The sequence below is a fragment of the Pseudoalteromonas obscura genome (assembly GCF_030135505.1).
Classification (GTDB): domain Bacteria; phylum Pseudomonadota; class Gammaproteobacteria; order Enterobacterales; family Alteromonadaceae; genus Pseudoalteromonas; species Pseudoalteromonas obscura.
In genome coordinates, this window is the sequence record NZ_JASJUT010000009.1 from 102,864 (window position 1) to 128,600 (window position 25,737).

The 25,737-nt window shown below is 43.9% G+C and carries 19 protein-coding genes and 2 tRNA genes; 4 read left to right on the forward strand and 17 right to left on the reverse strand.

Translation table 11 applies throughout. The features are described 5' to 3' along the window. Positions 1 to 10,020 (reverse strand): non-ribosomal peptide synthetase/type I polyketide synthase, encoded by a 10,020-nt coding sequence (locus QNM18_RS18705; protein WP_284138111.1) that lies wholly within the window; start codon positions 10,018 to 10,020, stop codon positions 1 to 3. A gap of 941 nt (positions 10,021 to 10,961) precedes the next feature. Here QNM18_RS18705 and QNM18_RS18710 point away from each other — a divergent pair. The 4 genes from QNM18_RS18710 to QNM18_RS18725 all read left to right on the forward strand — a co-directional run bounded on the left by QNM18_RS18710 (position 10,962) and on the right by QNM18_RS18725 (position 14,893). After that, entirely contained in the window at positions 10,962 to 13,448 is a 2,487-nt protein-coding gene (locus tag QNM18_RS18710; protein WP_284138112.1) for an EAL domain-containing protein, read from the forward strand. 43 nt (positions 13,449 to 13,491) lie between these two features. Next, a complete protein-coding gene (gene zur / locus QNM18_RS18715) occupies positions 13,492 to 13,926 on the forward strand; it encodes a zinc uptake transcriptional repressor Zur (protein WP_023400720.1) in 435 nt (144 codons plus the stop codon). Positions 13,927 to 13,997: 71 nt separating this feature from the next. Next, positions 13,998 to 14,465 (forward strand): chemotaxis protein CheX, encoded by a 468-nt coding sequence (locus QNM18_RS18720; protein ID WP_023400721.1) that lies wholly within the window; start codon positions 13,998 to 14,000, stop codon positions 14,463 to 14,465. Next, complete coding sequence (locus tag QNM18_RS18725; RefSeq protein ID WP_284138113.1) at positions 14,462 to 14,893, forward strand: secondary thiamine-phosphate synthase enzyme YjbQ; 432 nt, start codon at positions 14,462 to 14,464, stop codon at positions 14,891 to 14,893. The genes QNM18_RS18720 and QNM18_RS18725 overlap by 4 nt, the downstream gene beginning before the upstream one ends. Positions 14,894 to 14,900: 7 nt before the next feature. On the opposite strand, the gene alr is transcribed toward QNM18_RS18725, so the two are convergent. The 16 genes from alr to QNM18_RS18805 all read right to left on the reverse strand — a co-directional run bounded on the left by alr (position 14,901) and on the right by QNM18_RS18805 (position 25,691). Then, positions 14,901 to 15,986, reverse strand: coding sequence for an alanine racemase (gene alr, locus QNM18_RS18730; RefSeq protein WP_284138114.1), 1,086 nt, complete (start codon positions 15,984 to 15,986; stop codon positions 14,901 to 14,903). A 26-nt stretch (positions 15,987 to 16,012) separates the two neighbouring features. Continuing rightward, on the reverse strand, positions 16,013 to 17,392 hold the full coding sequence (gene dnaB / locus QNM18_RS18735) for a replicative DNA helicase (RefSeq protein WP_023400724.1): 1,380 nt from the start codon (positions 17,390 to 17,392) through the stop codon (positions 16,013 to 16,015). Between the two features lie 129 nt (positions 17,393 to 17,521). Further along, positions 17,522 to 18,466, reverse strand: a complete 945-nt coding sequence (locus tag QNM18_RS18740) for a DUF4097 family beta strand repeat-containing protein (protein WP_284138115.1) — start codon at positions 18,464 to 18,466, stop codon at positions 17,522 to 17,524. A gap of 10 nt (positions 18,467 to 18,476) precedes the next feature. Then, positions 18,477 to 18,980 (reverse strand): hypothetical protein, encoded by a 504-nt coding sequence (locus tag QNM18_RS18745; RefSeq protein ID WP_284138172.1) that lies wholly within the window; start codon positions 18,978 to 18,980, stop codon positions 18,477 to 18,479. Further along, complete coding sequence (locus QNM18_RS18750) at positions 18,973 to 19,518, reverse strand: RNA polymerase sigma factor (protein WP_284138116.1); 546 nt, start codon at positions 19,516 to 19,518, stop codon at positions 18,973 to 18,975. Before QNM18_RS18750 ends, QNM18_RS18745 begins: the two co-directional genes overlap by 8 nt. Before the next feature lie 268 nt (positions 19,519 to 19,786). Further along, positions 19,787 to 21,604, reverse strand: a complete 1,818-nt coding sequence (locus QNM18_RS18755) for a DUF7305 domain-containing protein (RefSeq protein WP_284138117.1) — start codon at positions 21,602 to 21,604, stop codon at positions 19,787 to 19,789. After that, entirely contained in the window at positions 21,604 to 22,113 is a 510-nt protein-coding gene (locus tag QNM18_RS18760; protein ID WP_211013002.1) for a PilW family protein, read from the reverse strand. The genes QNM18_RS18755 and QNM18_RS18760 overlap by 1 nt, the downstream gene beginning before the upstream one ends. Before the next feature lie 16 nt (positions 22,114 to 22,129). Next, the gene (locus tag QNM18_RS18765; RefSeq protein ID WP_211013001.1) at positions 22,130 to 22,576 is read right to left on the reverse strand and encodes a type IV pilus modification PilV family protein; all 447 of its coding nucleotides are present in this window, start codon (positions 22,574 to 22,576) and stop codon (positions 22,130 to 22,132) included. After that, entirely contained in the window at positions 22,567 to 23,028 is a 462-nt protein-coding gene (locus QNM18_RS18770) for a GspH/FimT family pseudopilin (protein ID WP_211013000.1), read from the reverse strand. The genes QNM18_RS18765 and QNM18_RS18770 overlap by 10 nt, the downstream gene beginning before the upstream one ends. After that, positions 23,015 to 23,434, reverse strand: coding sequence for a type IV pilin protein (locus tag QNM18_RS18775; RefSeq protein WP_211012999.1), 420 nt, complete (start codon positions 23,432 to 23,434; stop codon positions 23,015 to 23,017). The genes QNM18_RS18770 and QNM18_RS18775 overlap by 14 nt, the downstream gene beginning before the upstream one ends. 349 nt (positions 23,435 to 23,783) lie before the next feature. Continuing rightward, the gene (rplI, locus tag QNM18_RS18780) at positions 23,784 to 24,236 is read right to left on the reverse strand and encodes a 50S ribosomal protein L9 (RefSeq protein ID WP_023400733.1); all 453 of its coding nucleotides are present in this window, start codon (positions 24,234 to 24,236) and stop codon (positions 23,784 to 23,786) included. Positions 24,237 to 24,271: 35 nt separating this feature from the next. Next, a complete protein-coding gene (gene rpsR, locus QNM18_RS18785; protein ID WP_005493466.1) occupies positions 24,272 to 24,499 on the reverse strand; it encodes a 30S ribosomal protein S18 in 228 nt (75 codons plus the stop codon). Positions 24,500 to 24,510: 11 nt separating this feature from the next. Then, entirely contained in the window at positions 24,511 to 24,840 is a 330-nt protein-coding gene (gene priB, locus QNM18_RS18790; protein ID WP_211012998.1) for a primosomal replication protein N, read from the reverse strand. Between the two features lie 37 nt (positions 24,841 to 24,877). Further along, positions 24,878 to 25,219 (reverse strand): 30S ribosomal protein S6, encoded by a 342-nt coding sequence (gene rpsF / locus QNM18_RS18795; RefSeq protein WP_023400735.1) that lies wholly within the window; start codon positions 25,217 to 25,219, stop codon positions 24,878 to 24,880. A 197-nt stretch (positions 25,220 to 25,416) separates the two neighbouring features. Then, positions 25,417 to 25,492, reverse strand: a tRNA-Gly gene (locus QNM18_RS18800). 123 nt (positions 25,493 to 25,615) lie between these two features. Further along, positions 25,616 to 25,691, reverse strand: a tRNA-Gly gene (locus QNM18_RS18805). Positions 25,692 to 25,737: the final 46 nt, after the last annotated feature.

Below are 25,737 nucleotides of genomic sequence, written 5' to 3' on the forward strand. Positions count from 1 at the left end.
TTATAAGTCCATCTCTGTCATGGATTGATCATCAAAAGCCGCGCTAATATCACGCCCACTAACTATGTCACTTATAACTTCCACCTGAGTTGCATCTGGGCCAGTCTGTGCTGAGCTTTGAAGGTCAGTAAGGCGCTGAGCCAGCAATGAGATGCTGCTAAAATCAAATATGTCTGCCACAGTACAGCGTACCGAATAGTTTCGATTTACCCGCGAAACGAGCTGCATAGCCAATACAGAGTTACCACCGCAATCAAAAAAGCTACTATCCACACTCAACTTTTCGACAGGAAGCAATGCCACAAAGAACTCATGAAGAGACTTTTCAAGCGCTGTTTCAGGTGCGCGATAGCGTACTTCTTGTTCAGTCGAAAGTTGCGGTAATAACAGGGCTTGAGTATCTATCTTTCCATTTGGTGTTCGAGGCCATTGACTCAACCAGCTAACATACTCAGGCACCATATAACTGGGTAATTTCATCATCAAATGTTGTCTAATTGCACTGTATTCCCACTGCACATCCTGACGTGTGCCCGATAAACAAAATGCACATAGATGCGCACTGCCTTGTTCGGTGGTTTTTACCAGCACACGTACATCATCTTGACCCAGCAATTTGCGCAGCTGATACTCAATTTCTGCCAATTCAATACGATGTCCATGCAGCTTCACCTGGCTATCGAGCCGCCCTTGAAGCTCTATCCGACCGTCTGGTAAACGCCTCGCTCGATCACCCGTTTTGTAACAACGCAACACTTGACCATACACGGAGTGAGAGACAAAACTCTGTGCAGTAAGCGCCTTGCGATTAAGGTAACCCAGTGCTAAACCTGCACCTGTTATCCATAGCTCGCCCCAAACCCCAGTGGGCAACGGCACGCTATCATCACTGCTCTGCTCAGGCATCACCAACAGTCCAGTATTGGCGATCCCGTCACCTATCGTAATGTCATGCTCATCGGTTATACATGCCACACTAGACCAAATGGTAGTTTCGGTAGGACCATACATATTCCAAACGTTTGCGTCCTGAGCTAATAAGCTGCCTGCCAAGCTTTTGTCCAAAGGCTCTCCGCCACAGAGCACCGTCAGATTCGATACACAACTTGGTGCAGCTTTTATAAGCAGTTGCCAAAGTGTCGGTGTCGCTTGCATGTAAGAGATCTGCTCTCGTTCAATCAATTCAGCGATAGCAAGCGGATCACTACATACCGCTTCACTGGCGACAACCACCGAAGCGCCTGAAATTAGCGGTAGAAATAGCTCCAAGGCAGCAATATCAAATGCCGTTGTAGTAATTGCTAGGACGCGATCGTGCTGCGCTATGCCTGGTTTGTTTTGCATTGAAACCAAAAAGTTACTCAATGCACCATGCGTTATTTCCACCCCTTTAGGCCGACCACTTGAACCCGAGGTATATATGACATATGCGCGCTGTTCAGACTCGACACTGCGACTTGGCGGTGTACTCTGGCATGAATCAATAGACTCAGTTTCAAAATCAATGTCAATACAGTGAGTATGTGCGTCAGTCATGGTCTTTATTTCTGCACACGGTGCGTCACACAGCAACAAATTGGCTTGCGAATCAGCCAAAACTTCTTTCACTCTAGCTTGCGGATAACTCACATCAATCGGTAAGTAAGCAGCGCCTGTCTTTAATACCGCCAACAATGTCACCACCAGCTTCGCACTTCGAGACATCGCCACCGCAACCAAACTACCTTTGCCAATACCCTGTTGAATTAAATAGTTGGCCAACTGATTAGATTGTGTTGCCAAGCCTTGGTAGCTGAGCTGACAGATATCATCCTGTACCGCTACTCGCTGCGGGGTTTGTGAGACTTGCTCGGACAACAGCTCGATGAGCGAGGCATCATCTGAAAACGAGTGTGACTTTGCCAACTGGCGACTGTTCAAAGCATGGTGTACTTCACATTTATGTAATGCCAATACATCACTGCTGAGTGTTTGGTCGATCGTTATCAACTCTGTCATTGCCAGCCAAGTACGGGCATAACTGCCGATCATCTCCTCATCGAATCGATCACTTTGATAATCGAGTTCAAGCCACCACTGCTCACCTATATTTAAGATATTGCATGACAGGTCAAATTGACCAAAGTGCGTCTCGTTGGCGATGGGGGCAAGATCTAGCCCTGCAAACTTGGGCAGGGTTTGCACGCGGTCAAAGTTAAAAACTGTATTGGGTAGCGTCCAAGCTTGCTCACACAATTGTGAATAGGGATAATGTTGGTGCTCCAATGCAGTCAATAATTGCGCTTGTACTTGCGAGAGCAGCGCGCCAAATGTCAAACTCAAATCAATGTCTAGCTGGAGTGGCAGCATGTTTGTGCAATAGCCCACAAGCTGTTCATCCAACACATCAGCATCAAATTCCGGTGACAATAACTGACGATCTGAAACTGGAATATTCACAGCTATACGATTTTGCTGAGACAACCTTTGCAACCAGACCATATAACAAGCTAGCAAGGTTGCAAATAACCCACACCCTTGAGACTTAGCAAGGCCTTGCAGGTTTTGTATAGCGTGCTCTGACAGGGCATATCTCAGCGACTTTGTTTGCAAGTTAGACTGCGCTTTAGCTGCGCGCTTAAGTGGCAACGCGAGCTGCTCACTACCAGCTAACTGCGCATGCCAATACACTTCATCTTTTTGCTGAGTTGCAGAATTTTCATAACTAGCTAACGCCTGTACATATGCACCATAATCAGGCGCACCCACTGATAGGGCGCCTTCCCCATCACTGTAATACTGTGCAACACTTGCCAAGATTATTTGCAAAGAGATGCCGTCACAGACGATATGGTGCGCAATAACACTTAGATAATGCTGCTGATCACCATCGCTGAGCAAACAAACACGACATAAAGCATCACGCTCAATCGCAAAGTGCCGGTAGCGTAATTCTGTCAACTGTCGCTGGGCATTTTGCAAAGTCAACGGATGCTCAGTGCGGCATAATTCCAGTTCGGGCGTTGCGCGTGCAACATGCATCAACTCATTAATATCAACACCAAAACTAAGCTGCGGAAATGCCTGCATCACATGTTGCACTGCACGTTTGAGCCTTTCAATATCAAGTGTTCCCGACAATCCAATACTGGCCTGAAGGTGGTATGCCAGTGCACCATTGTCGCTGCGCAGCGCCAAAGCTAATAACTGCTTTTGGCCCTGAGTTAATGCAACCGGATCTGTTGTTCGATTTACTCTGTCTAACTCGTCAGATTCGACAACTACACTGTGTTGCTGGCCGAAGTAACCAGCACCTTTTAACGCCAGAGCGCTGCCTTTTACCGCATCAATAACAAATTCAATATCTTCATCACTGTGCGATGCACTGATAAAGCAATTTCGTCCTTCCCAAATAAACACACCTCGGTTAAGTAGCTCGTAGAAAAAGACATCGAGGTTTTGACTAAACTGAAAACGAAACAGTGAAGAGAATGATGTGATAGAGATAGGAATATCATGTTGTGCAAAAAATACGTTTAAAGTGTCACGCAAGTAGCTGGTTTTGTGCTCAAGCGCAGCTTGAAGCGCAGTACCCTGACGTTTGATCTCTTTGAGTACCGCCACTGCACTGGCCATACTCAGCGGGTGCTTGCAAAAGGTCCCAGCAAAAAATGTGGTATCAGCCTCAGGGAATGAATTATCACCATATTGCCACATTCCCCCATCAATGCCATCTAGGTACTCGGCACTTCCTGCCACCACACCAATTGGCAGTCCACCACCAACAATTTTTCCATAAGTTGCTATATCTGCCTGCACCCCCAACAACCTTTGCACGCCGCCTGGATGTGCTCTAAACCCAGTTATCATCTCATCAAAAATCAATGCAATACCAAGCGACTGTGTAAGCGCTCTAAGTTGCTTCAAAAACTCAAAGGGTTGCAGAGCTGGGTGTCGACTTTGCACAGGCTCAACCAGTACTGCCGCAATGTTATGACCATTGGCTTTAATTTGCTCCAGTGCTGACTCATCACCGTATTTGAGCACCAAATTGTCATCAATTGCGCCCTGACGCACACCTGAGCACATGGGCTCTACCCCATCACTTCCTGGGGCTGCAGCAGCCAGCGTGCCGTCAAAATGGCCGTGATACGCGCCTTCAAACTGTACAACAAGGTGTCGCTTGGTTTTGTTTCGGGCCAGCCTCAGTGCCGTCATCACGGCTTCGGTGCCCGAATTACAAAAAGACACACGATCGAGCCCTGTCAGCTCACTTATTAGTGAAGCAGCTTCACACGCCAACGGACTGGCAAGCCCCAATTGAATGCCACTATTTAACTGCTGTGAAAGTGCCTCAGTAATAAAAGCAGGTTTGTGACCAAACAAGTTCACACCAAAGTCCATGGTGATGTCGATATATTCGTTGTCATCAATATCCCAAATACGAGATCCTTCACAGCGCTGCGCATAAATGGGGTACAGCATTTCTTTGCTGGATAATCTAAACCCAGCAGAGGCTCTACAATCCGCAAGCTGTGCACGGTGCAGAGCAATCAACTGCTTAGACGTTGCGGTCTTTTCGCAATATTGTGCGCTCAATGTCTCACTGTGTTGGCGCATCGCTTTGGTGCCTGCGCTATGATGCAATTGTTTACTTTGAAAACCAGGCAGTATTGCCGACGTTGCCTTTACTTTTGAACTGCTCTTTGGTGGCTCACTGTTTAGTTTATCAACTTCAGTGTTGCTAGCTTCAGCTTCCACTTTGAGCCTGGTGTTCTGAGGATGTTGACTGAGCCAAGACAGCTGCTGCGCAGTTACTTCAGATACACTTTGCTGAGCGGTTTCACAACTCACGCTCGCTGCAGCTTGCAATTGAGCTTGGCAAATACTCACGATCACATTACTTTCAACGTGTGTCGTAGTAGTCGCGACACTGTCACTGGGTTGCACAGATACACTCGGCTCGCTCTGTTCATCAACTGAGACTTGGGTTAAATAATCACTGTGCTGTGCAATGTAGTCGACTAAGTTAGTGACATTACTTAGCTCTTCATAAAACTGCCTGACACTAAATTCTAAATCGAATTGTTTTTCAAAGATGCGCACCGCCCGCATAATCATTAACGAGTCCACCCCCATTTCTAAGAGTGCCAAGTGAGGGTCTATCTGCACGGTCGACATACCTAATTCTTTTGCCAACGTCGACAATACAAACTCTTCAATCGCTTGTGTTCTTTGCAGATCATTGCTCGCTACTTGCGTCTGCACTGGATTGTGTCGCACGACCGTATCAGTCGCCCCAACCCAATGAGTATGTTGATCGAATGGATAAAGCGGAAGAGGTTCTCGGAAAGTGTCATGGTGAGATTGTGAGGGATAAAGCTTCGCCCACTCAACTTCCATTCCAAGCTCATAAAATGTTGCGATACTATTTCCAAGGCGAGCGCGATCACACCCTTTATCATGCAGCACATGTAGATAAGCGCCCTCGAGTTGTGGAAGGTTTTCTTGTGCCAAAGCACTCAAAATTGGTTTAGGGCCAAGCTCCACAACACACATTGACGCCAACTCACCCAGCTCGCTCAAACACGCATCAAAACACACCGGCTCAACAATTTGCTCGCACCAATATTCAGGTTGAGTCAGCCTTGTATCTTCTGCTTTTCCGGTAACTGACGAAATAAACTTCACAGTAGGTTTGTGTAATGTGATGGTGTCCAGCACTTTTGCAAACTCATCCAACATAGGGCGCATTAAAGGCGAATGAAACGCAGCCCCAGTGTTAAGCTCTTTCACGCGAATTTCTAAACGCGCTAACTCTTCTGAAATTTGCGCAATGGCATTATCACTACCGGAAAACACCACACCCGCTTCACCATGATATCCAGAAATAGCAGCATCTTGGCAATATGCAGCAATCAATGCATGAGCACGCTCTTTAGTACATCTGGCCGCAATCATTTTACCGCCCGCGTCCAACTCATGCATCAGCTGTGCGCGGGTTGCTATTAGCTTAGTTGCATCAGCCAAAGACATCACACCCGCAATACATGCAGCCGCATATTCTCCGACACTGTGACTAATAAGTACGTCTGGCACGGTACCTAAACTGAGTAACGTCTTCGCCATCGCATATTCAACCGCAAAAATAGCGACCTGAGTCCAGCGAATTTGATTTAATAATTGACCGTGTTGATCTTGATACAAAACCTCTGTTAAACGTTCATCAAAATATGGCGACAACAAAGTTTCACATTCGTCAATGGCTGCTTTAAATACCGCTTGTGACGCGTACAGTGATTTACCCATATCCGGATATTGTGAACCTTGTCCTGTAAACAAAAATACCTTTGTTACCGATTGATACTGAGCTGTATTTCTCTGCTCAATATCTGACTCGGCGCACAACGTGAGTTGCTGCACTAAAGCCTCACGATCAGTGCCATAAAAAGCCTTTTTTACACCTTTTAAAACAGGCGCTGTCGCTGCCTGATAAACTAAGCGATCAAATTGCTCACTCGTTAGGGTTTGCAACTGCTCAGCATATTGATGCGCCCACCGTGATAGTGCGTGTGGTGATTTTGCTGATAGCGGCAACACATAAAAGTTGGCTTGCTCTGCTGGGCGGTTCGGCTTCGTCCTTTGTGCCGATGGTGCCAATATGACATGCGCATTCGTCCCCCCAAAACCGAATGAGCTCACAGCTGCTAGCGCCAATTTGTTTTTATAAACAGGCCAATTCGTAGCTTCTTTGGGGACCGTGATGGCACATTTGTCCCAAGCTATATGGCTATTTAATTTCTCACTATAGCGCTGAGCCGGTATTTTTTGATGCGTCATACACAGCATAGTTTTGATTAAACCCGCTAACCCTGCGGCCGACTCCAAATGACCAATATTGGCTTTAACTGAGCCTACAATAAGTTTATTTTGACGCTGTTGACCGTATACTTGTTGCAACGCTGAGACTTCTATGGGGTCCCCAAGTTCAGTACCGGTTCCATGTGCTTCTACATAATGGATGTCTTGCGCCTCTACACCCGCATGCGCTAGCGCCGCCTTTATGACTTGCTGTTGAGCACGTCCATTCGGTGCTGTAATTCCGTTACTGCGACCATCTTGATTAACTGCACTGCCCTTGATCACGCCATAGATAGGATCTTTGTCAGCTATGGCCTGCGAGAGTGGTTTGATTAATATTGAACCTACCCCCTCACTGCGTACATAGCCATTGGCGCTATCAGAAAAAGTCTTACATCTGCCATCGCTAGCCAACATTTGTGCGTTATCACATGCTTGCGATACATCGTCGTTCAAGATTAAATTCACCCCAGCAACCAACGCTTGCTTTATATCTCCCGCACGAATGGCCTGCACTGCGTGATGCAAGGCAACCAGAGAAGAAGAGCAGGCGGTATCAATTGCCAAGCTCGGGCCTGTAAAATTGTAATAGTAAGATAAACGATTGGCCGCAATGCTGAGTGCCGTTCCAGTACCTAGGTACGCGCTGCTTTTTTCTGCTTGTTGAGATTCAGAAAAATAATCACTTTGTGAGATCCCTACGTACACACCGATCCGTTGTTCTGCTAACTCGGACGGCATATAGCCTGCAGATTGAATGGCATGATATGTGTTTTCTAGTAGCAGCCGCTGTTGCGGATCAATGTGCTGCGCCTCACTTGGCGAAATACCAAATACGGCATGATCAAACTCAGAGATACCTTCTACATATCCCCCAAAGCGATTGGCATTGACCTGTGGGCAAAGCTGCTGACGGGCATCGCTGGGCGTCGTGATGGCGTCGTGTTCATCCATCAATATTTGCCACAATGAGTCTAGATCACTGGCCTCTGGGTAGCGACAAGCCATACCAATGATCGCAATGTCAGTTTCCTGCTGTGGCGCTTGCTCCACAGCTTGTGTTTGAGAGTCAGTGATTTCTGAATTTGGCTGTAGTTCGGCCTCAAATTTTTGCGCTGGATGCCCTTCACCGCTGCTATCTAGTAGAGATTTTACTTCATCAAATTGGCACAAGTAGCCTGCTAATTGTGCAATATTCGGGTACTCGTACAAGATGGTTGATTCCAATTCAATACCATGCAGCTCCATCAATTCACCAGAAATACGCACCGCTTTCATTGAATCAACACCCAATGACAAAAATGATGCATCGATATCTAACTGGGTACTTTCAATGCCAACTTCCATTGCAATGATATTTTGCAGCAACTTGCAAACTGCAGTAGACAATGCCGCATCTGGGTGGATTGTCACAGGGGCTTCAGATACTTGAGACTGTTGTTCTTTCTCAGGTCTAAAGGCTGCCAATGCTTCAAAGCGAGCTTGCTCATAGTGCGCTTTATTTTCTTGGCGCTGAACCTTGCCGCTCGAAGTTTTACACAGCCGACCAGGCTTAATTAACACAACATCATAGGGAGCAATACCGTGGTGCTCAACAACCGCGCTGATAATTTTCTCTATCACGAGTGCTTTGTTCACTTTACGTATTGCCGTGCGCTTTATTTGCTGCACGATCACCAAGCGCTCTTCGCTCTGTGCATGAATTGAAAAGGCTGCGCCACCATTACTTTCTAACGCGTCATCCGAATCACTCACTGTTAGCTCTATATCTTGCGGATAATAGTTTTTGCCACGGAAAATCAGGACATCTTTACATCTACCCGTGACAAACAGCGATTGCTGGTGCAAAAAGCCGAGATCGCCGGTACGCAAGTACGGCCCATCCCCTTCTTCAGCAATCTGTGCATGAAAAACTTCTTTTGTGAGTTCTGGTTTATTCCAATAACCTTTTGCAACACTGGCACCTTTAACCCAGATCTCACCGACTTCTCCATCTTGGCAGCGCAGGAATGTATCCGGCGAAACAATGGCGATTTCATGATCACACCAAGTATGTCCACTCGAAACAGCCTGATATTCAGGAATAGCAGACTTGTCCCGATTATCAATGATGTGTTCCTGTATTTTAGCCAGCCCTTCAAGCATTTTTTCGTTATTTAGACTGAGTACTTTTGGTGATTCAAGCAACGCACCACCACTGGCAAACAAGGTTGTTTCGGCCATCCCATAACATGGGGAAAGACTCCCTTTGCGTAATCCACAACGTTTAAACTTGTTATAAAAGCGCTCTAATGTCTTCGCTCGTACAGGTTCTGCACCATTGAGTGCTGACTGCCAATGTGACAAATCAAGAGTTTCTAATTCCTCTTCCTTAATCGTGTCCACACAGAGGTCATAGGCAAAATTTGGAGCGCTTGATGTCACACCTTTGAATTCACTTAATAATTTAAGCCAGCGTAACGGCTTTTGCAGGAAGTAGGTGGGATTCATTAAACAAGCTGGCGCACCGATATAAATGGGTTGCAATATGCCAAAAATCAGTCCCATATCATGGAAGTGAGGCAACCAGCTGACTATGGGCGTTTCGCTACTATGGCCAAACGCAATTTTCATCATCTCTTCGTTGTCGGTGATATTATCATGGCTCACCATTACCCCTTTGGGTGAACCTGTTGATCCTGACGTGTACTGTAAAAAAGCCAGATCCTGACCTCTCACTGCAATAGGCTGCCAACTGCTTGGATCAGCTTCTATAGCATCAGTCGTATATAGCGATAAACCTGTAAGGCTTGATTCTGACTCAAAAAGCGGCCGTGCAATCTCATTGACTTTTTTGCTAGTTAACACACCTTTTGCTCCAGCATCTTCAATGATACTGCGCAGCCGAGTTATATTTTGATTTTTTTTCGGAGGGTAAACAGGTACAGCAACAATACCAGCATATAAACAGGCGAAAAACGCTTCAATAAATGCAAACCCAGAATTATACAGAAGTAACGCGCGATCACCTCGCTCGAACTGCTTGTCCAATTGCGATGCTATTTGTCTAGCGCGATTATCAAGTTGTTTATAAGTCAAAGTTTGACTAGGAAGGTCGTCAGAGAAGAAATATTGATACGCAGTGTCATCACCACGCGTGTTTGCCAATGTAACTAACGTAGTCACTAAGTCTGTTTTCATGCCATGCCCACAAAAAAGAGTGATTAAGTGATCTCTCAGTTAGGAGCTAGGCGCAATTTTAGGCTTTTATATTTATGCAATGAAGGCCGCTGCAGCAATCCTAGCTCTAACCACAAAAATTGAAAAAAACTAATCAATTTAAAATTCACAACGAACCGAGAGAGGTGCTACACAGATTAAATATAATCTATGTAAACGCTCTAAGGCGCGTAAATATTTGAAGGTTAATTAACCACTAAACACTGCAAGTTAAGTTAATAGACTACACCTTTTACTACCACTCAAACATCATAAACTAATGATTTATATTGAGTACTTATAAAAGAAAATGCTACTCATGCAGGCAAGACAACCAGACAACGAAACTCATTACCTAAAATTCAGAATATTCTTTATTAATTTATTACTATCATAAAGATGCTATCACACAAAATAAAAAAATAAATCAAAATTACTAAAAATTAACAAATGAACAAGATATAACCCTGCGTAAACCCTAAACTTTATCGAGCATTAAGCATTCGCACAGCTAATATGATGCGCCCTTTTATACGAATAACAGCCGTATCTCTCGGTGTGAAAAAGTATGTTTTTTAATTCTTTAACTCAATGTGAATGAGCAGACTACCAGAGATGTATTAAAGCTATTTGACGGCTAACTGCGGATAAAGAAACTCGCTTTGTTACTAACTACATTCCTACCACGGTGCAACGACACCAATCTATCAGCTATTTAAACAAAGATCGGCCATTGATATCTTTCGAATTAAACTATACTGAATCTAGGATTGCGACAAACTGGCATGATCAGGTTGTGTTTGCAGCTTATGGTTGTAGCCAGTGAGTTTGATAAATAACCCGAGCAGCCATCATTAACGGATTAATTCTTGAGTCACAGGCTGTTTGTTGCCAACAAGGTGCGCGGTATTGAAGGACTAGAAATGGATAAAGCATACTCAATCAACCTAAAGGTTTGGTTAACTCTCCTTTCGACTATCTCAGCCGCAGTGTTTGCTTCTGTGCTCATCGTATTCAGCTATCAAATTAAAAAAGATTTTATAATTGAGCAAACTGTACACGCTTCAACACAAATCACCGCAAACATAGCAAATACAGCAACCAGTAATACCTCGTCAGGCTTTTTCACAACTGGTGACCCCCGTGTATTAGTAAACTCACTGCGCTCAGTTGCCGTTATTGACAAACAGCTTATTGTGCGTGATAGCACTGACAAACGCCAAATTGGCTTAAGCGCTAACACACTGTTTCCTCAACTTGCGCAAGTAGTCCACCAGCAAAAGACCAAAGCCCCCCGATATTTCTTCGACTCGCAAACAAACATGCTAGTTACATACCAAGCGCTCTCAGCACCACAGCAAAACACAGGTAATGCGGATTCTGATCACCTTTATTTTATCTACAGTCAATTTGATCTCACAGAGACATTTTCACTACTGCTTACCCATTACAATCACAATGCATGGTTTATTATTTTCGCGATTGTTTTTATTTCGGTCTTGGCTTTGCTTGTCACCTATTATTTTATTCATCGGCCTATATCTGAGCTCACCCAGATCAGCAATAAACTGAGTGATTTTGAGTTCATTGCCGAACATCAAATTAAGGGAGATGGCGAACTAAAACATCTAGCTAATAACCTTGCGCGTGCTGCACATACATTAGATATCGGTTTTAAACGGCAAAAACTCGCGGAACAAAATGCGCTTGATAGGCACAGCGTATTGCAGGGTATATTTTCAGCACTGCCTGATATCTTTTTTATCATCGATAAACAAAGCAAAATCTTAGAGTGTCATTATGGTCGGGACGATAATCTGCCTGTACCAGAAAAACAATTTGTAGGGCAGCAACTAGTCGATATTTTACCATCGCATGCAGCCAAGCATTTTGCCAAAGCAATCTCAACCATTGAGCAGAGTAGCCAACTTACACAAATCGAGTATAAACTGGACAATACGGGCAGTACAAAGCACTTTGAAGCGCGGCTGAACGCAATTCCTCAATCGGACAAACTCGTCATTGCAGTACGTGATATCACAGACAAAAAACGCCAAGAAGAAGTGATACTTAAACATGCATTTTACGATACTCTGACCAACTTACCTAATCGCTTTTTAGCGCTTGATAGACTCCAGCAGATGATCCATGAAGCCAAACGAAACCAGCAACTTATTGCAGTCGGCTTCATTGACTTAGACGATTTTAAAAAGGTCAATGACTCAATGGGTCATGAAGTTGGAGACAAAGTACTTGTTCATTCAGCTTCCGTGTTAAAGGGCGCACTGCGTAAACATGATACGGTTGCACGCCTTGGTGGAGATGAGTTCATTATTTTACTGGGAGACATCCAGACACATCATGACATAACCGCTATTGCGACTAAATTGGTTCAGCTTTTCCGTTCACCATTTGAGATTGACGAACGCGCCTTTACCATTTCCTTAAGTTTAGGTGTCGCTGTTTTTCCAGATGATGCAGACTCCCCAAATGAGCTTTTAAGAAAGGCTGACTCTGCTATGTACAGTGCCAAACACATGGGCCGAAATACCTTTTCATTCTTCACTGAAAGTATGAGTCAAGATCTAAACCGCCGTCTCAAACTCGAAGATAGTATGCGCAGCGCTTTGGCCAATCAAGAATTTGAAGTCTATTTTCAACCTCAATATGATTTATCCAGCCGTTTTGTTGTCGGTGCTGAAGCGTTATTGCGTTGGTACAATGCTGAGCTTGGGTGGGTTTCGCCAGCTGAGTTTATCCCATTGGCTGAACAGACAGGTTATATCATTGAACTAGGTGAATTTGTGCTGGATCAGGCAATGCAACAAATTTGTGAGTTGCGGGATTTCCATCCTCAACCATACCGTATTGCTGTTAATCTCTCACCTAGGCAGTTTAAAGACCCCAACCTTGTAAACTCTATTAGTCGTATGATTAATAAGTACCAGATTGATACACAATTGCTCGAATTAGAAATTACCGAAGGCGTCCTGCTGACAGGGGACGCCTTGGTTAAAGATGCTTTATTCGAGTTTCACCAACTAGGCGTCCTCGTTTCAATGGATGACTTTGGTACTGGGTACTCCTCTTTAAACTATCTACGCTTGTACCCTTTTGATGTTGTCAAAATCGATCAAAGCTTTATTTTCGATATGCACACCAGTGAGCAAGTCAGACAATTAGTTCATACCATTATCACTATGGCCCATAATTTAGGTATAAAAGTTATCGCCGAAGGTATCGAAACCCAACTACAATTAGATGTTTTAGCAGCCCTTGGATGTGATTTAGGCCAAGGCTACTTTTTGGGTAAACCCATGGCAAAAATTGATTTTGAAGCGTGGTTAGCGCAATATGCACACCAACCTTTGAATATTGAGAATAAATCCTTGTCGATACAAGACTATTAAAATGAATATGTTAGTATTGAGAAGTAGTGTAAGGATTTAGAATATGAATATAGAACTACTAGTTTCCAAAGCAAAGCAGGTCTGTGACAATCGCGGGGCGCGTTTTACACCTATTAGAGAAAAGGTATTTCGCCTGCTTGCAACTAAGCAAGGTGGTGTTGGCGCTTATGACTTGTTAGAAGAACTGAAATTAACAGAGAGCAGTGCCAAACCCGCAACGGTTTACCGTGCGCTAGACTTTTTGGCTGAGCTAGGTTTCATCCATAAAATCGAAAGCACCAACTCATTTATGTTGTGTCACCATTTTGATCATATCCACCCTGTACAGCTGCTGATATGTGATAGCTGTGGGCATGTTCAAGAGTTGCACTCAACTGCCATTTCTCATGAGTTAAACAATTTATCAGCAGAAAAAGGCTTTAAAGTAAAAGCACAAACTATCGAAGCACATGGGCTTTGTGAAAAGTGCCAACAGTAGTGCAGCCGTAAAAAAAGCCACTACACTTAAACTAATGTCTGCAATAATGAATAAAACAAGGGACCTATAATATGAATGTTGAGTTCATCAACCCTTTTTTATCTTCACTAATAAATGTATTAGCGACAATGGCACAAACGGAGCTAACGCCCGGCAAGCCTAAGATAAAAAAAGATGAAGTCGCCCGTGGAGATGTATCTGGGCTAATCGGTATGGTTGGCCCACAAACCAAAGGCTCTTTTTCAATTACCTTTGATGAAAGCCTTGCCCTCGCGATTATGGAGCGAATGCTAGGTGAAAGACCTGAAAAGATAAATGAAGAAGTCACTGACATGGTTGGAGAAATCACCAATATGGTCACCGGTGGGGCAAAAAATCTACTTGGTGAAAAGGGGTATGACTTCGATATGGCTACACCTTTAGTTGTATCTGGACCTGGTCATACCATTACGCATAAGTGTGAAGGTGCTAAAATAATTATGCCATTCACATCTGAGGATGGTAATGCAAATATTGAGGTCAGCTTCGACAAACTATGAGTTGGCACCAATCTGTGATCATGCTGAAGCCTCGCCCTCGAGGCTTTCACCTCATTGACGATGAGCTTTTGGCCCATCTACCTCAGCTGAGCTATTACAAAGTCGGCTTGCTTCACTTATTTATTCAACATACGTCGGCTAGCCTGACGATCAATGAAAATGCCGATCCAACCGTACGCATGGACATGGAGAGTCATTTCAATCACTTTGTGCCACAAAATCAGCATTATTATCGTCATGACTATGAAGGAGACGATGACATGCCAGCTCACATAAAGTCGAGTACATTGGGGTGTGAAATCACCATCCCTATTTATCAAGGACAGTTAAAGCTTGGTACTTGGCAAGGCATATATTTGGGTGAGCATAGAGATCAAGGTGGTCCTCGAAACATCGTAGCGACATTGCAAGGACAGCTATTAGAGTGAGAAATACTCACTCATCATTGCAGTACTCATAGCTTACGCGTGGCGTGACATTGCACAGCAATTCATAAGGAATGGTATCAGCACAGCTCGCAACCTCTTCGACAGGCAAAGTTGGTCCCCACATTTCAACTTCATCTCCGACTTGAATATGCGCAGCGTTTTCACCAACATCAACACTAATCATGTCCATAGATACACTACCCACTATGCCATATCGCTTGCCTTTAATGACTACAGGCGTGCCTTGTCTAGCATGTCGCGGGTAACCATCACCGTAGCCCATAGCAACAACAGCCAAAATGGTTGCTTTTTGGCATTGCCATCGCCCTCCATAGCCAACGCGATCACCCACATTCACTTGTTTGATAGCTATCACCCGAGTTTTTAGTCGCATCACAGGCTTTAGTTGGTGATCCACTCCAACCTGATCCAACATTGGAGATACGCCATAAAGCATCAATCCTGATCTAACCCAATCAAAATGTGCATCAGGCCAACCAATTACGCCAGCTGAATTCGCTAAACACAACGCTTCACGTCGATCTGACACCAATGACGCAAACACATCTATTTGGACTTGGGTAAAGTCATTACTAACGTCATCTGCGCATGGGAAATGGGTCATTAAATTTACCGCAGGCTTTACGTTTGGACATTGTTTTAAACGCTGATAAAAATCATCAAATTGTTCGGGTTCAATGCCCAGCCTATGCATGCCAGTATCAACTTTCAGCCATACAGATATTGGCATCTCTAAGTTGCTCTGCTCAATTGCAAGTAACTGGCTTTCATCATGAACGACTGTTTCAAAGTTATTGGCGAGCAAAATAGGCAAGTCGCTGGGATCGAAAAAACCTTCCAACAAAATGATGGGTTTTGTCAGCCCCCCTGCACGCAATGCCAAAGCCTCGTCGATACGCGCAACTGCAAATGCATCAGCATCCGATAAACATTGCGCAATTTTGACCAAACCGTGACCATATGCATTGGCTTTTAGCACCGCCATTACTTTTGAGCTAGGTGCAATCTCTTTTACTCTAGCTAAGTTATAACGCAGTGCTGGTATATTAATTTCTGCTGTGGCTAACCGCATTCACAGGGACCCTTATCTATTTGGGCTTAGTACTCATCATCTAGTGCTGGCCCAGCATAATTATCAAAACGAGAGTATTGGCCTTGGAAGGTTAACCTAACCTTACCAATTGGACCGTTACGCTGTTTACCTATGATAATTTCAGCGGTGCCTTTGTCAGGGCTGTCATCGTTGTAAACTTCATCACGATAAATAAACATAATCAAGTCAGCATCCTGCTCAATCGAGCCCGATTCCCTTAGATCCGAGTTGACGGGACGTTTGTCGGCACGTTGCTCTAGCGTACGGTTAAGCTGGGACAGTGCAATAACTGGACACTCAAGTTCTTTAGCAAGCGCTTTTAACGAGCGGGATATCTCGGCTATCTCCAAAGTACGGTTGTCTGACAAACTAGGAACACGCATTAACTGCAAATAGTCGACCATGATCATGCTGATCCCACCGTGGTCACGGGCAATTCGACGTGCTCGCGAACGCACATCGGTCGGCGTCAAACCTGACGCATCATCGATATACATTTGCCCCTTTTCCATTAGTAACCCCATGGTTGAAGACAATCGCGCCCAATCATCGTCGTCTAACTGACCTGTTCTCACCTTAGTCTGGTTAATACGGCCAAGTGATGCCAACATCCTCATCATGATCTGCTCTGACGGCATCTCTAGAGAATAAATTAGAACTGGCTTGTCCTGCGTCATTGCCGCGTGTTCTGCCAAGTTCATCGCAAATGTTGTTTTACCCATAGATGGACGTGCCGCAACAATGATCAAATCAGAAGGCTGTAAACCTGCGGTCATTTGATCTAGATCTGAGTAACCAGAGCTAACCCCTGTTACACCATCTTGCGGTGACTGATAGAGCTCTTCTATCTTATCTATGGTCTTCTCTAAAATACTGTGAATATTTTGCGGACCTTCAGTACTTTTGCTGCGCTGCTCGGCAATCTTGAAAACTTTACTTTCAGCCAAATCCAGCAAATCGTGGCTTGTACGTCCCTCAGGGTTAAAGCCTGCTTCGGCGATTTCGTTTGCAACCGAGATCATCTCTCGTACAACAGCGCGCTCGCGCACAATGCTGGCATATGCATCTATGTTAGCTGCACTTGGGGTGTTTTTAGCAATCTCCGCCAGATATGCAAACCCACCAATGGAGTCTAATTGATTATTCTTTTCTAGGTTTTCAGAAATGGTAATAAGATCAATTGGCTGACCAAGCTCGACGAGTTTAGTCATGGCTTCAAAGATCAGTTTATGCGTACGAGTGTAAAAGTCTTGTGCAACAACTAGTTCGGCAACCCGGTCAAACGCTTGGTTATCAAGCATCAAGCCTCCCAGTACAGATTGCTCTGCTTCAATGGAGTGCGGTGGAACTTTTAGTGTATCGACTTGTTGATCAGGTTTGGCCATATTACGACAAAAACAAATGAGTGGATTTGTTATTGTAACCTTAAATCTTGCAAAACTGAATGCTGATAAGCTTAGACGTGCAGTGTAAAACGCAAAAACTAAGCCCAATCAAAATTGGGCTTAGTTAGTTTAGTGTGCTTTTTTCAATTCTATGCGGCCGCTCACTGTATCTATTTCGATGTCCGCATCGCCTGAGCCAACTGTGAATTGCAACTCTCTCGAAGGGCCATACTTTGCTTTTTGAACCTTGTCACCACTTAGCTCATTGGTGATTTTGCCACCAGCATGTGCATCAATGTCAAACTTAGCTGAAATATCTCGAGGAAAGTAAAGGTCTGCGTCCCCGCTTACAGATTCAAGATTTACACGTGCATTGGGTAATAGCTCTTTTACCCGCACTTCAATTTCTCCGTTGACGGTGTTAAGTCTCAACTCTTGCAATTTTGCAATGTCAAACTCAACCTCACCATTCACATTTTCTAACCGGATCTCAGTTGCCTGCGTGTTACTCTCAATAGAGCCATTCACCGCATTGAACCTAATTTTACCCTTGGAGCCCACATCTTCAATATCACCATTGACGGTTTCATAGCGAATGCGCCCGTCTAACTCCTTGCCATCGATATCCCCATTGACAGTCTCAAGACGTACTTTCCCAGCAATTTGAGTAGCTTTAATGTCACCATTAACTGTCTTTATGTACGCACCAGCTAACAATTTGGAAGCTTCAACATCAACTTGTACACCTTCAAATACCAGCTCACTTTGCTTTGGCATATAAATTTTTAGTTCAGAACCCTCATGCTTACGTCCCCAGCCTCGTGAGTTGGACGGCATTTTGACGATAAATCTAGTTTTGCTGCCTTTGGTATCTAATTTATAGCCCTTTGCATTGTCATCTAACTCTCCGACGACTTTGAATGCTGCTTTGTCCCAAGTGAGTATCTCCACATTACCACGTTGGTTTTCTATAAAAACTTTACCATCCGTTGGAATTTCGATTTCTTTATCAATTTTTTCACCAGCCAAGGTTACCAGAGGGAACATGGCTAAACTCAACATCAATGCTTTCATCCTACTTCTCCTAAATTTCCTGCCAACGAGGTTGATGTACTCGTTCAATTAAATCTAATTGTTGTTGATAAACCTGAGCCAACATTTGCAGCAACGCTGCATTTTGTGGGTCGTTTTGAAGAGCCAGCTTAATGGCTTGTTCTGCTTCTTCTAATTCTTGCAATTGCACTTGCCAATCATTTGTTAGTGCAGGCTGGTTGCCATATTGCACCAACAAAATCTGTTTTTGTTGTTCGAAATACTGGCTCATTTGCATCATATTATTTTGCTCTGGCGTACTGAGCGTAAAATACATTACACACATACCAATACAGGTTGCAGCAGCAATCGCAGAGACTTGTCGCCAAACGCCCGCGGGGTTATATTTTTGCGGTTCGCTGTCACTCATTGGCTGTTCATTAATTGCCTTTTCTATCCCTTGCCACAATGCTCGCTGAGGCTCGGGCTGTTGCACTTGTTCCTGTGTTTTGGCTACTTGTTGAGACAAGAACTCGTCAAAGTTTGGCTTAGTCATTTTCATACCACTCCTGTAACAACTTTTTTGCTCTGTGATACTGAGATTTGCTCGACCCCACTGCCATATCTAACATGGCTGCAATCTCTTCATGTCGATACCCCTCGACAGCATGCAATACGAAAACAAGTCGTGCTCTTTCGGGTAATCGAAGCACTAGCTTGTCTAGTCCATTGAGATCCCCACACAGTGCAATACTTGCTTCATCCATCCCGCTATTTTCAAAACTGACTACTTTTTGCAACCAGTTTTTGTGCTTGCGCAGATAACTTATTGCGATATTTGACGTCACGCTGTGCAGCCAAGTTGTAAATTTAGATTGGCCATTAAACTGTGCTATTTTGTGCCACAGCTGTACAAATACTTCTTGGCAGGCATCTTCCGCATGCGCTTGATCTGCCAATAACCGTAAACACAGCGCATAGACCCGCCGATGGCATTGTTCGTACAGAGCGGCAAAGGCAACCTGATCACCTTGCTGAGTACGTTTAACCAAATCATCTAATTCATCAAACGGGAGTTTGGCATCAACTAACATATTTAAATTCCTTTACCGCGAGGTAATGATGATGACACATTTACTTCAAAAGAGCAGTCTGTCACATACCGTTCAATATCCTATGGAAATTTTTTGAAGAGTGCCAATCATGTATCATCTTCACAGCGCCTTTCATACAGAGTAAGACGCGCTGTGGGGCAAAAAAGGTTTAAATCAGGTGTGATAATTTTATAAAAAGTGGCAATCGACGTTAGCCGTACCAATGAAGATGAGGGTCATTAAGTAAGCTAGCCTATCGGGTGCTCCCCTAATTGCTTGATTCTGCTGGCTCCTCACTAAACGCTTCTGGGTGCTTATATCGCCAGCCTTGGAAGGTCAATTTAGCAGGTTGCTTCACCGTACCACCATTGCCCAATTTAAGCTTTTTTAACGCCTCATCAAAATGGATACCACTTCCACCATTTGCTTCAATTGTGGCTCCGCGCACAGTACCAAAAAACTGTCCGCTGCCATTCATGGAAATAGAGGTCAATGGTGCATAAATGACGGCATACAAAGAAGATGTGCCACTAACAATTACACCGTGTTTATTTGCATTGCCATTGTCATTTGGGTCTGGTTTGTAAGATGAAAAAATATTGAATGTCCCAAGGCCACTGTCTGTAATGCCTGGCTTTTCTGTTACCACCTGAGCACTGGCTCCAAGCTTTACTTTACCTGTGACAAAAATTGTCAAACTCACATCTTTTTCAATATTAAGCCGACTATCACCAGTCATAGTAAAATCGCCATCGATAAGCCAAATAACATCGCCACCTTTAATGGTAGGGTTATCCACTTTCTTAATATTGACCACCGCATTGCCACCAATGGTCAGATTCTTCATGCCAAACACGTATTCACTGTTCGGTTTTAGCCTATTGTGCACCTGTTTATTAGTATCAAATAAGTAGATATCCGTTTCACTTGATGGCGCTTCTTTAATGACTTCTGTACCGTTGTATTTTTTCTGTTCCAGTTTGCTCTTTTCAGGTCGAAACGTATATGTTTGATTTGACTTCACTTCAACATTTTCATATCCGTTATTTGCCACGATGATGTTGGGCATATTACCGGGTAGCGCAAGCGGATCACATTCATCAACCGTTGTATCGTCATGATTAGGAGAGTCAGGGTCGTATACACGCACGGCGGAAACATTGGGATTCACATTAAACTTGGCGGCAGAATAATTGATCCCCCCCTGTGAGTGTTCATCGGCTAATTCAAAATCGCCCGTGCCACCATATTGAATATCAAAAGGGTCATTCTTTGTATTCAAAATATCAGCGCCCCACAACATCTTCACGTTGCCATTTGCGCGCACAACACCTTGAATGTCACCGCCGCGGTGAATAACAAACCCTTGCGTCAAAACATCCCCCTCAACACGCATACCACTGCCATGAGAGATATCTATTCCGGTATTTGATTGCACGTTACCAATAACTGGAGATGAGCCTTTGAGATACAATACCCCCGACGCTTTTACATCCCCTTTAATAGGCGAGTGACCAGATAACACCACGTCTGAATCACCAATAACCGTATTCACATCACCGTTGTTACCCTGCGTATCTTCATAGCTTCCCGCCTCAGAGTCATAGCTGTCAACCACCCCGCTACCTGATAAATTTACCCCTTTACAGCCTGTCACAGGGTTGTTGAAGGTTGGTTCAAGCACCGCATCGGTAAATTTAAAAATGCCCACCATATTGTTGGCGGCGTTTTCTCCATACCTTTGACCCAAACTAGCAACTTCAATGATGCCTGCTTGCGGAGAGCTTATTTGCGTTGAGAACTGGCCCTTACTATATTCACCACCCGAATGACCTGAATTTGCAGCAAGTAAGGTTTCCATCGTTGCCCCTTCATTCCTACTAACATAGTCATTGAGGCCATCTGCACTGGCGAAAACGCCTTTCTCTGCCTGTAGACGCGCGTTTAAATCTTTTTGAAAGTTACCACTTAGGCGCTCTTGTACCAGTGTGTCCTTCATTGAAGTAAACACCACAACACTTGCCATGGTGCTCAGCAGCATCACTTTAATGAGTGTAAAGCCAGATTGTCGTGAAAAACGTTTCATCAGTTATTCACCCTCTCTTGAGGTACTTTCCAAACCGCCTTGTCTAACACCAGACGGTTTGCAGCGATATCAATTTGAAGCCCTTCTTTAAATTGCGGGGGTACATCTTTGGGCGTCACGGTAATACTGGTTAAGATCCCTGATTGAGCAAAACCCAGAGCTTGAACGCCCCTTAAAAGCTGAACTGGGCCATTACCTATGTCACAAGTCAAGTAGCCATTCGACAGCGTATATAGCTCTGAGTAGTTTGCAGTAGGTACACTGCCATCACATGCCAACTGCAATGCGTTTTGATGCACCCGCAACGCCGCTCCGCCGTTTTCAAGTTCTGGCATAGCGTGTGTCTGCTTAATACTGCGGGTCATCACTTGACTCATATAGCGAATAACTTCTTGTGCATGTGACAATTCTTTACTCGCCACAACGGTGCTTTTAATTGCGGTATAGGACATCGCAACACCGGATAGTAAAAACAACCCGGCGGCCATAGCTACGAGTAACTCGATCAACGTGTATCCTCGCAATTTAAGGGATGCAATCTGAGCTTGGCACATGGACATAACTTGCTACTAATGTTATTTGATTTAACGCGCTATTGTCTTCAATACGCTTGTCTTCCCAACTCACAGTAAATCTCACATCTCGACGCTCGGAAGCTGGCGTATTAATATTGTCGTTATATTTATCCGGAGACAGTTTGAGTACAAACCGGTTGTCTTCAGGTTGTAAATCAGCGATGCGTGGATTATTGATAAGCAAGAGGTTTTGATTGATATGCTCGTAATAACACAGATCACTCCACATTCTTTCAATCGCATTCTGACCTTTTACCAAGGCAACGGTATAATTAAAGCTATTATTGGCAAATTGTAGTGACTTTAATTGAGCACCAGCTAACCCCAGCAAGGCGACGCCGGCGATCACAATGGATACCATCACTTCAATTAATGAAAACCCTTTTTCTAAGCGCAATTCTCTGCAGCCTCACCTATCCAGCTTTGACCACTTTTCAATATACAGAGTCGATAATCTAACGTGCTATTGTCATTGTCACTCACTAAAATATTGCTCACTTGGTTTAATTCACCCGTCGATCTTACCTCACGATCAACCAGTCCTACATAAATAGATTCGTGTTCAATTGTAAACGTACGTAACGTTGCTTCTTTGCCATCAACCATGGTATTGACCAACCATTGCGAGTTTTGCTTAACTAGCTTAACCGTTTGTTCTCTTTTTACCGCTTCACTTCGAGCAAACTGGTATGCGCTATTTAAAAGGTGGACATTAGAATCAACACGATCTTGTTTAATGTAGGTGATGACAGACGGCATTGCCAAACTTGCAAGCACAGCAACCAGTGCCACACACACCAATAACTCAATTAAGGTGACGCCACGCTGTTTCGAATTACCAACAATCATCAAATTGCCCCTCTGAATACTCTTTACCCTGCTCATCTAATGTCAACATGCCACATACATCAGAAATCTGAGTCGTGCCCGTCTTTGGCGTCGCGCTAATTTTGAATTTTAAGCTTCTATAATTGCCAACAATCCCCGGAGGCTTACCAAGTGCGGTATATTTTAATGTGTAATATTGCAGCTCTTTTTCAAATTTATATTCATCTGGATAGCCCCCATTTCTGGAGTAGATACGTTCCAATGCGACTGCTTCTTGATACATAATTTGCTGTATATCCGTGCGGTACCCCTTGCGTAGATAATCCAAATAACTCGGTAAGGCAACACTCGCTAACACCGCGACCAGCGCAACAGCGATAAGCAATTCTATTAACGTAAAGCCACGTAAGCGACGACGATTAAACATTATTCTCCAAACTCAAATGATAACGCTGTCATAATTTGCCAATACCACTGTATGTTATTTGGACAGCAAAAAAAAGTATCTAATAAAAAAGAGTTAACTAAATTATCACAAATCAACTTTATATAAAATGGGTACGATATTACATGACATTACCATTTGTACCTATCTTTTCAATATACAAAAGTTTATTTACGTCATTTGTGATTTAGATTAATTATCCAATTGTTGTCTGAATCTTCCGTGAGCAATCGTGATATTCACTGATTTTATGCACTGAAATTGAGTTGTTGTTATTTTTCAGGGGAGGGAATAAAACCGCACACAGGGTGTGCGGTTTATGCTTAATAAATTAAGCTTCTGCGATAACGATAACTTTGATAGTTGCCGTTACGTCAGAGTGTACTTGAATAGCTACGTCGAATTCACCAGTCTCACGGATAGTACCTAGAGGTAGGCGAACTTCAGCTTTAGCTACTTCAACACCAACTGCAGAAATCGCTTCAGCGATGTCACGAGTACCGATAGAGCCAAATAGCTTACCTTCGTCACCCGCTTTAGAAACTAGTGTTACTTCAGCTAGTGCTTCAAGTTTTTCAGCACGAGCTTGAGAAGCTGTTAGTTCTTCTGCGATTTTTGCTTCTAGCTCAGCGCGGCGAGCTTCGAAAGTTTCGATGTTAGCTTTGTTTGCAGGAACTGCTTTACCCTTAGGGAATAAGAAGTTACGTGCGAAGCCAGATTTAACAGAAACCTGGTCACCTAGGTTACCTAGGTTAGCGATCTTGTCTAGTAGAATAACTTGCATGTCTCTACACCTTTTAAAAACTATTAATCAGCTGCTTACTTGTGTAAGTCAGTGTACGGAAGAAGGGCTAGGTAGCGAGCGCGCTTGATAGCTGCTGCTAGCTGACGCTGGTACTTAGCGCTTGTACCTGTGATACGGCTAGGTACGATTTTGCCACTTTCAGTTACATAGTTTTTAAGAGTAGCTAGATCTTTGTAATCGATTTGTTGTACGCCTTCTGCTTTGAAACGGCAGAACTTACGACGTCTGAAATAACGTGCCATGAGTAATTTCCTCAATTAATTCTTTCAATATGTTGTGCATGTAGTACAAGTTGACTCAAGCCATTTCGGCTTTCGTGGCGATTTAAAAATCCTCTTACTTGTAACCCTTGCCCAACGTATAAATGCTCTAGTTGACTTCGGAATTTATCACCACTGGCAACAACTTGAATACGAACATAACTGTTACGGTTAAGGTCGGCTTCAATTTGCATTGATTTATGCTCTAAAACAAAAATACAGTGCGTAATGCCAGCAGGACTTTGACTATATTTTGGTGTTTTGCAAACAATCCCAGATAAAACAAACTGGTTTGTATATGGGTCTGCTTGATTTTGCACCATTACCTCTAGAGGTGAGTCAAATCCGAATCAATAACGATTAAGCAGATGCTGCTTCTTTTTTCTCTTCTTTAGCAAGAGGAGAAGCTTCTGTTACAGCGTTTTTAGTACGCATAACTAGGTTACGTAGCACTGCATCGTTGTAGCGGAAAGAAGTTTCAAGTTCGTTGATTACTTCAGTAGGCGCTTCAACGTTCAAAAGAACATAGTGTGCTTTGTGAAGCTTTTCGATTGGGTAAGCCAGTTGACGACGACCCCAGTCTTCTAAACGGTGGATAGTACCGCCAGCTTCAGTGATAGAACCAGTATAACGCTCGATCATACCTGGAACTTGCTCACTTTGGTCTGGGTGAACCATGAATACGATTTCGTAATGACGCATGGATATTCCTTACGGTTAGTATAGCCTCGTCCCGTTTCGGCCGGCCGGGTTAAGGCAAGGAACGACTAATATGGCCGAAAGAGCGCGTATTTTACGCATAGTGCTAAAAATAAGCAATCTTTTTATGCAAGAATTCGGAATTAATAGAGAAAAAAGTTATAAGAATTTGAAAAAAGAGAAGATAGTTAGAAAGGAGTTGGAGCGGCACACGAGGTTCGAACTCGTGACCTCGACCTTGGCAAGGTCGCGCTCTACCAGCTGAGCTAGTGCCGCTTCATAGTTTGCTCTGAATTGTCCGCTGGAGCGCGACGTGTCGCGTCTAACGTTTTAGCAGCTGAGCTAGTGCCGCATCACAAGTTTATTCATTATTTCAACAGTCGAATAAAACTGAAAGTTTGGAGCGGCACACGAGGTTCGAACTCGTGACCTCGACCTTGGCAAGGTCGCGCTCTACCAGCTGAGCTAGTGCCGCTTCATAGTTTGCTCTAAATTGTCCGCTGGAGCGCGACGGGTCGCGT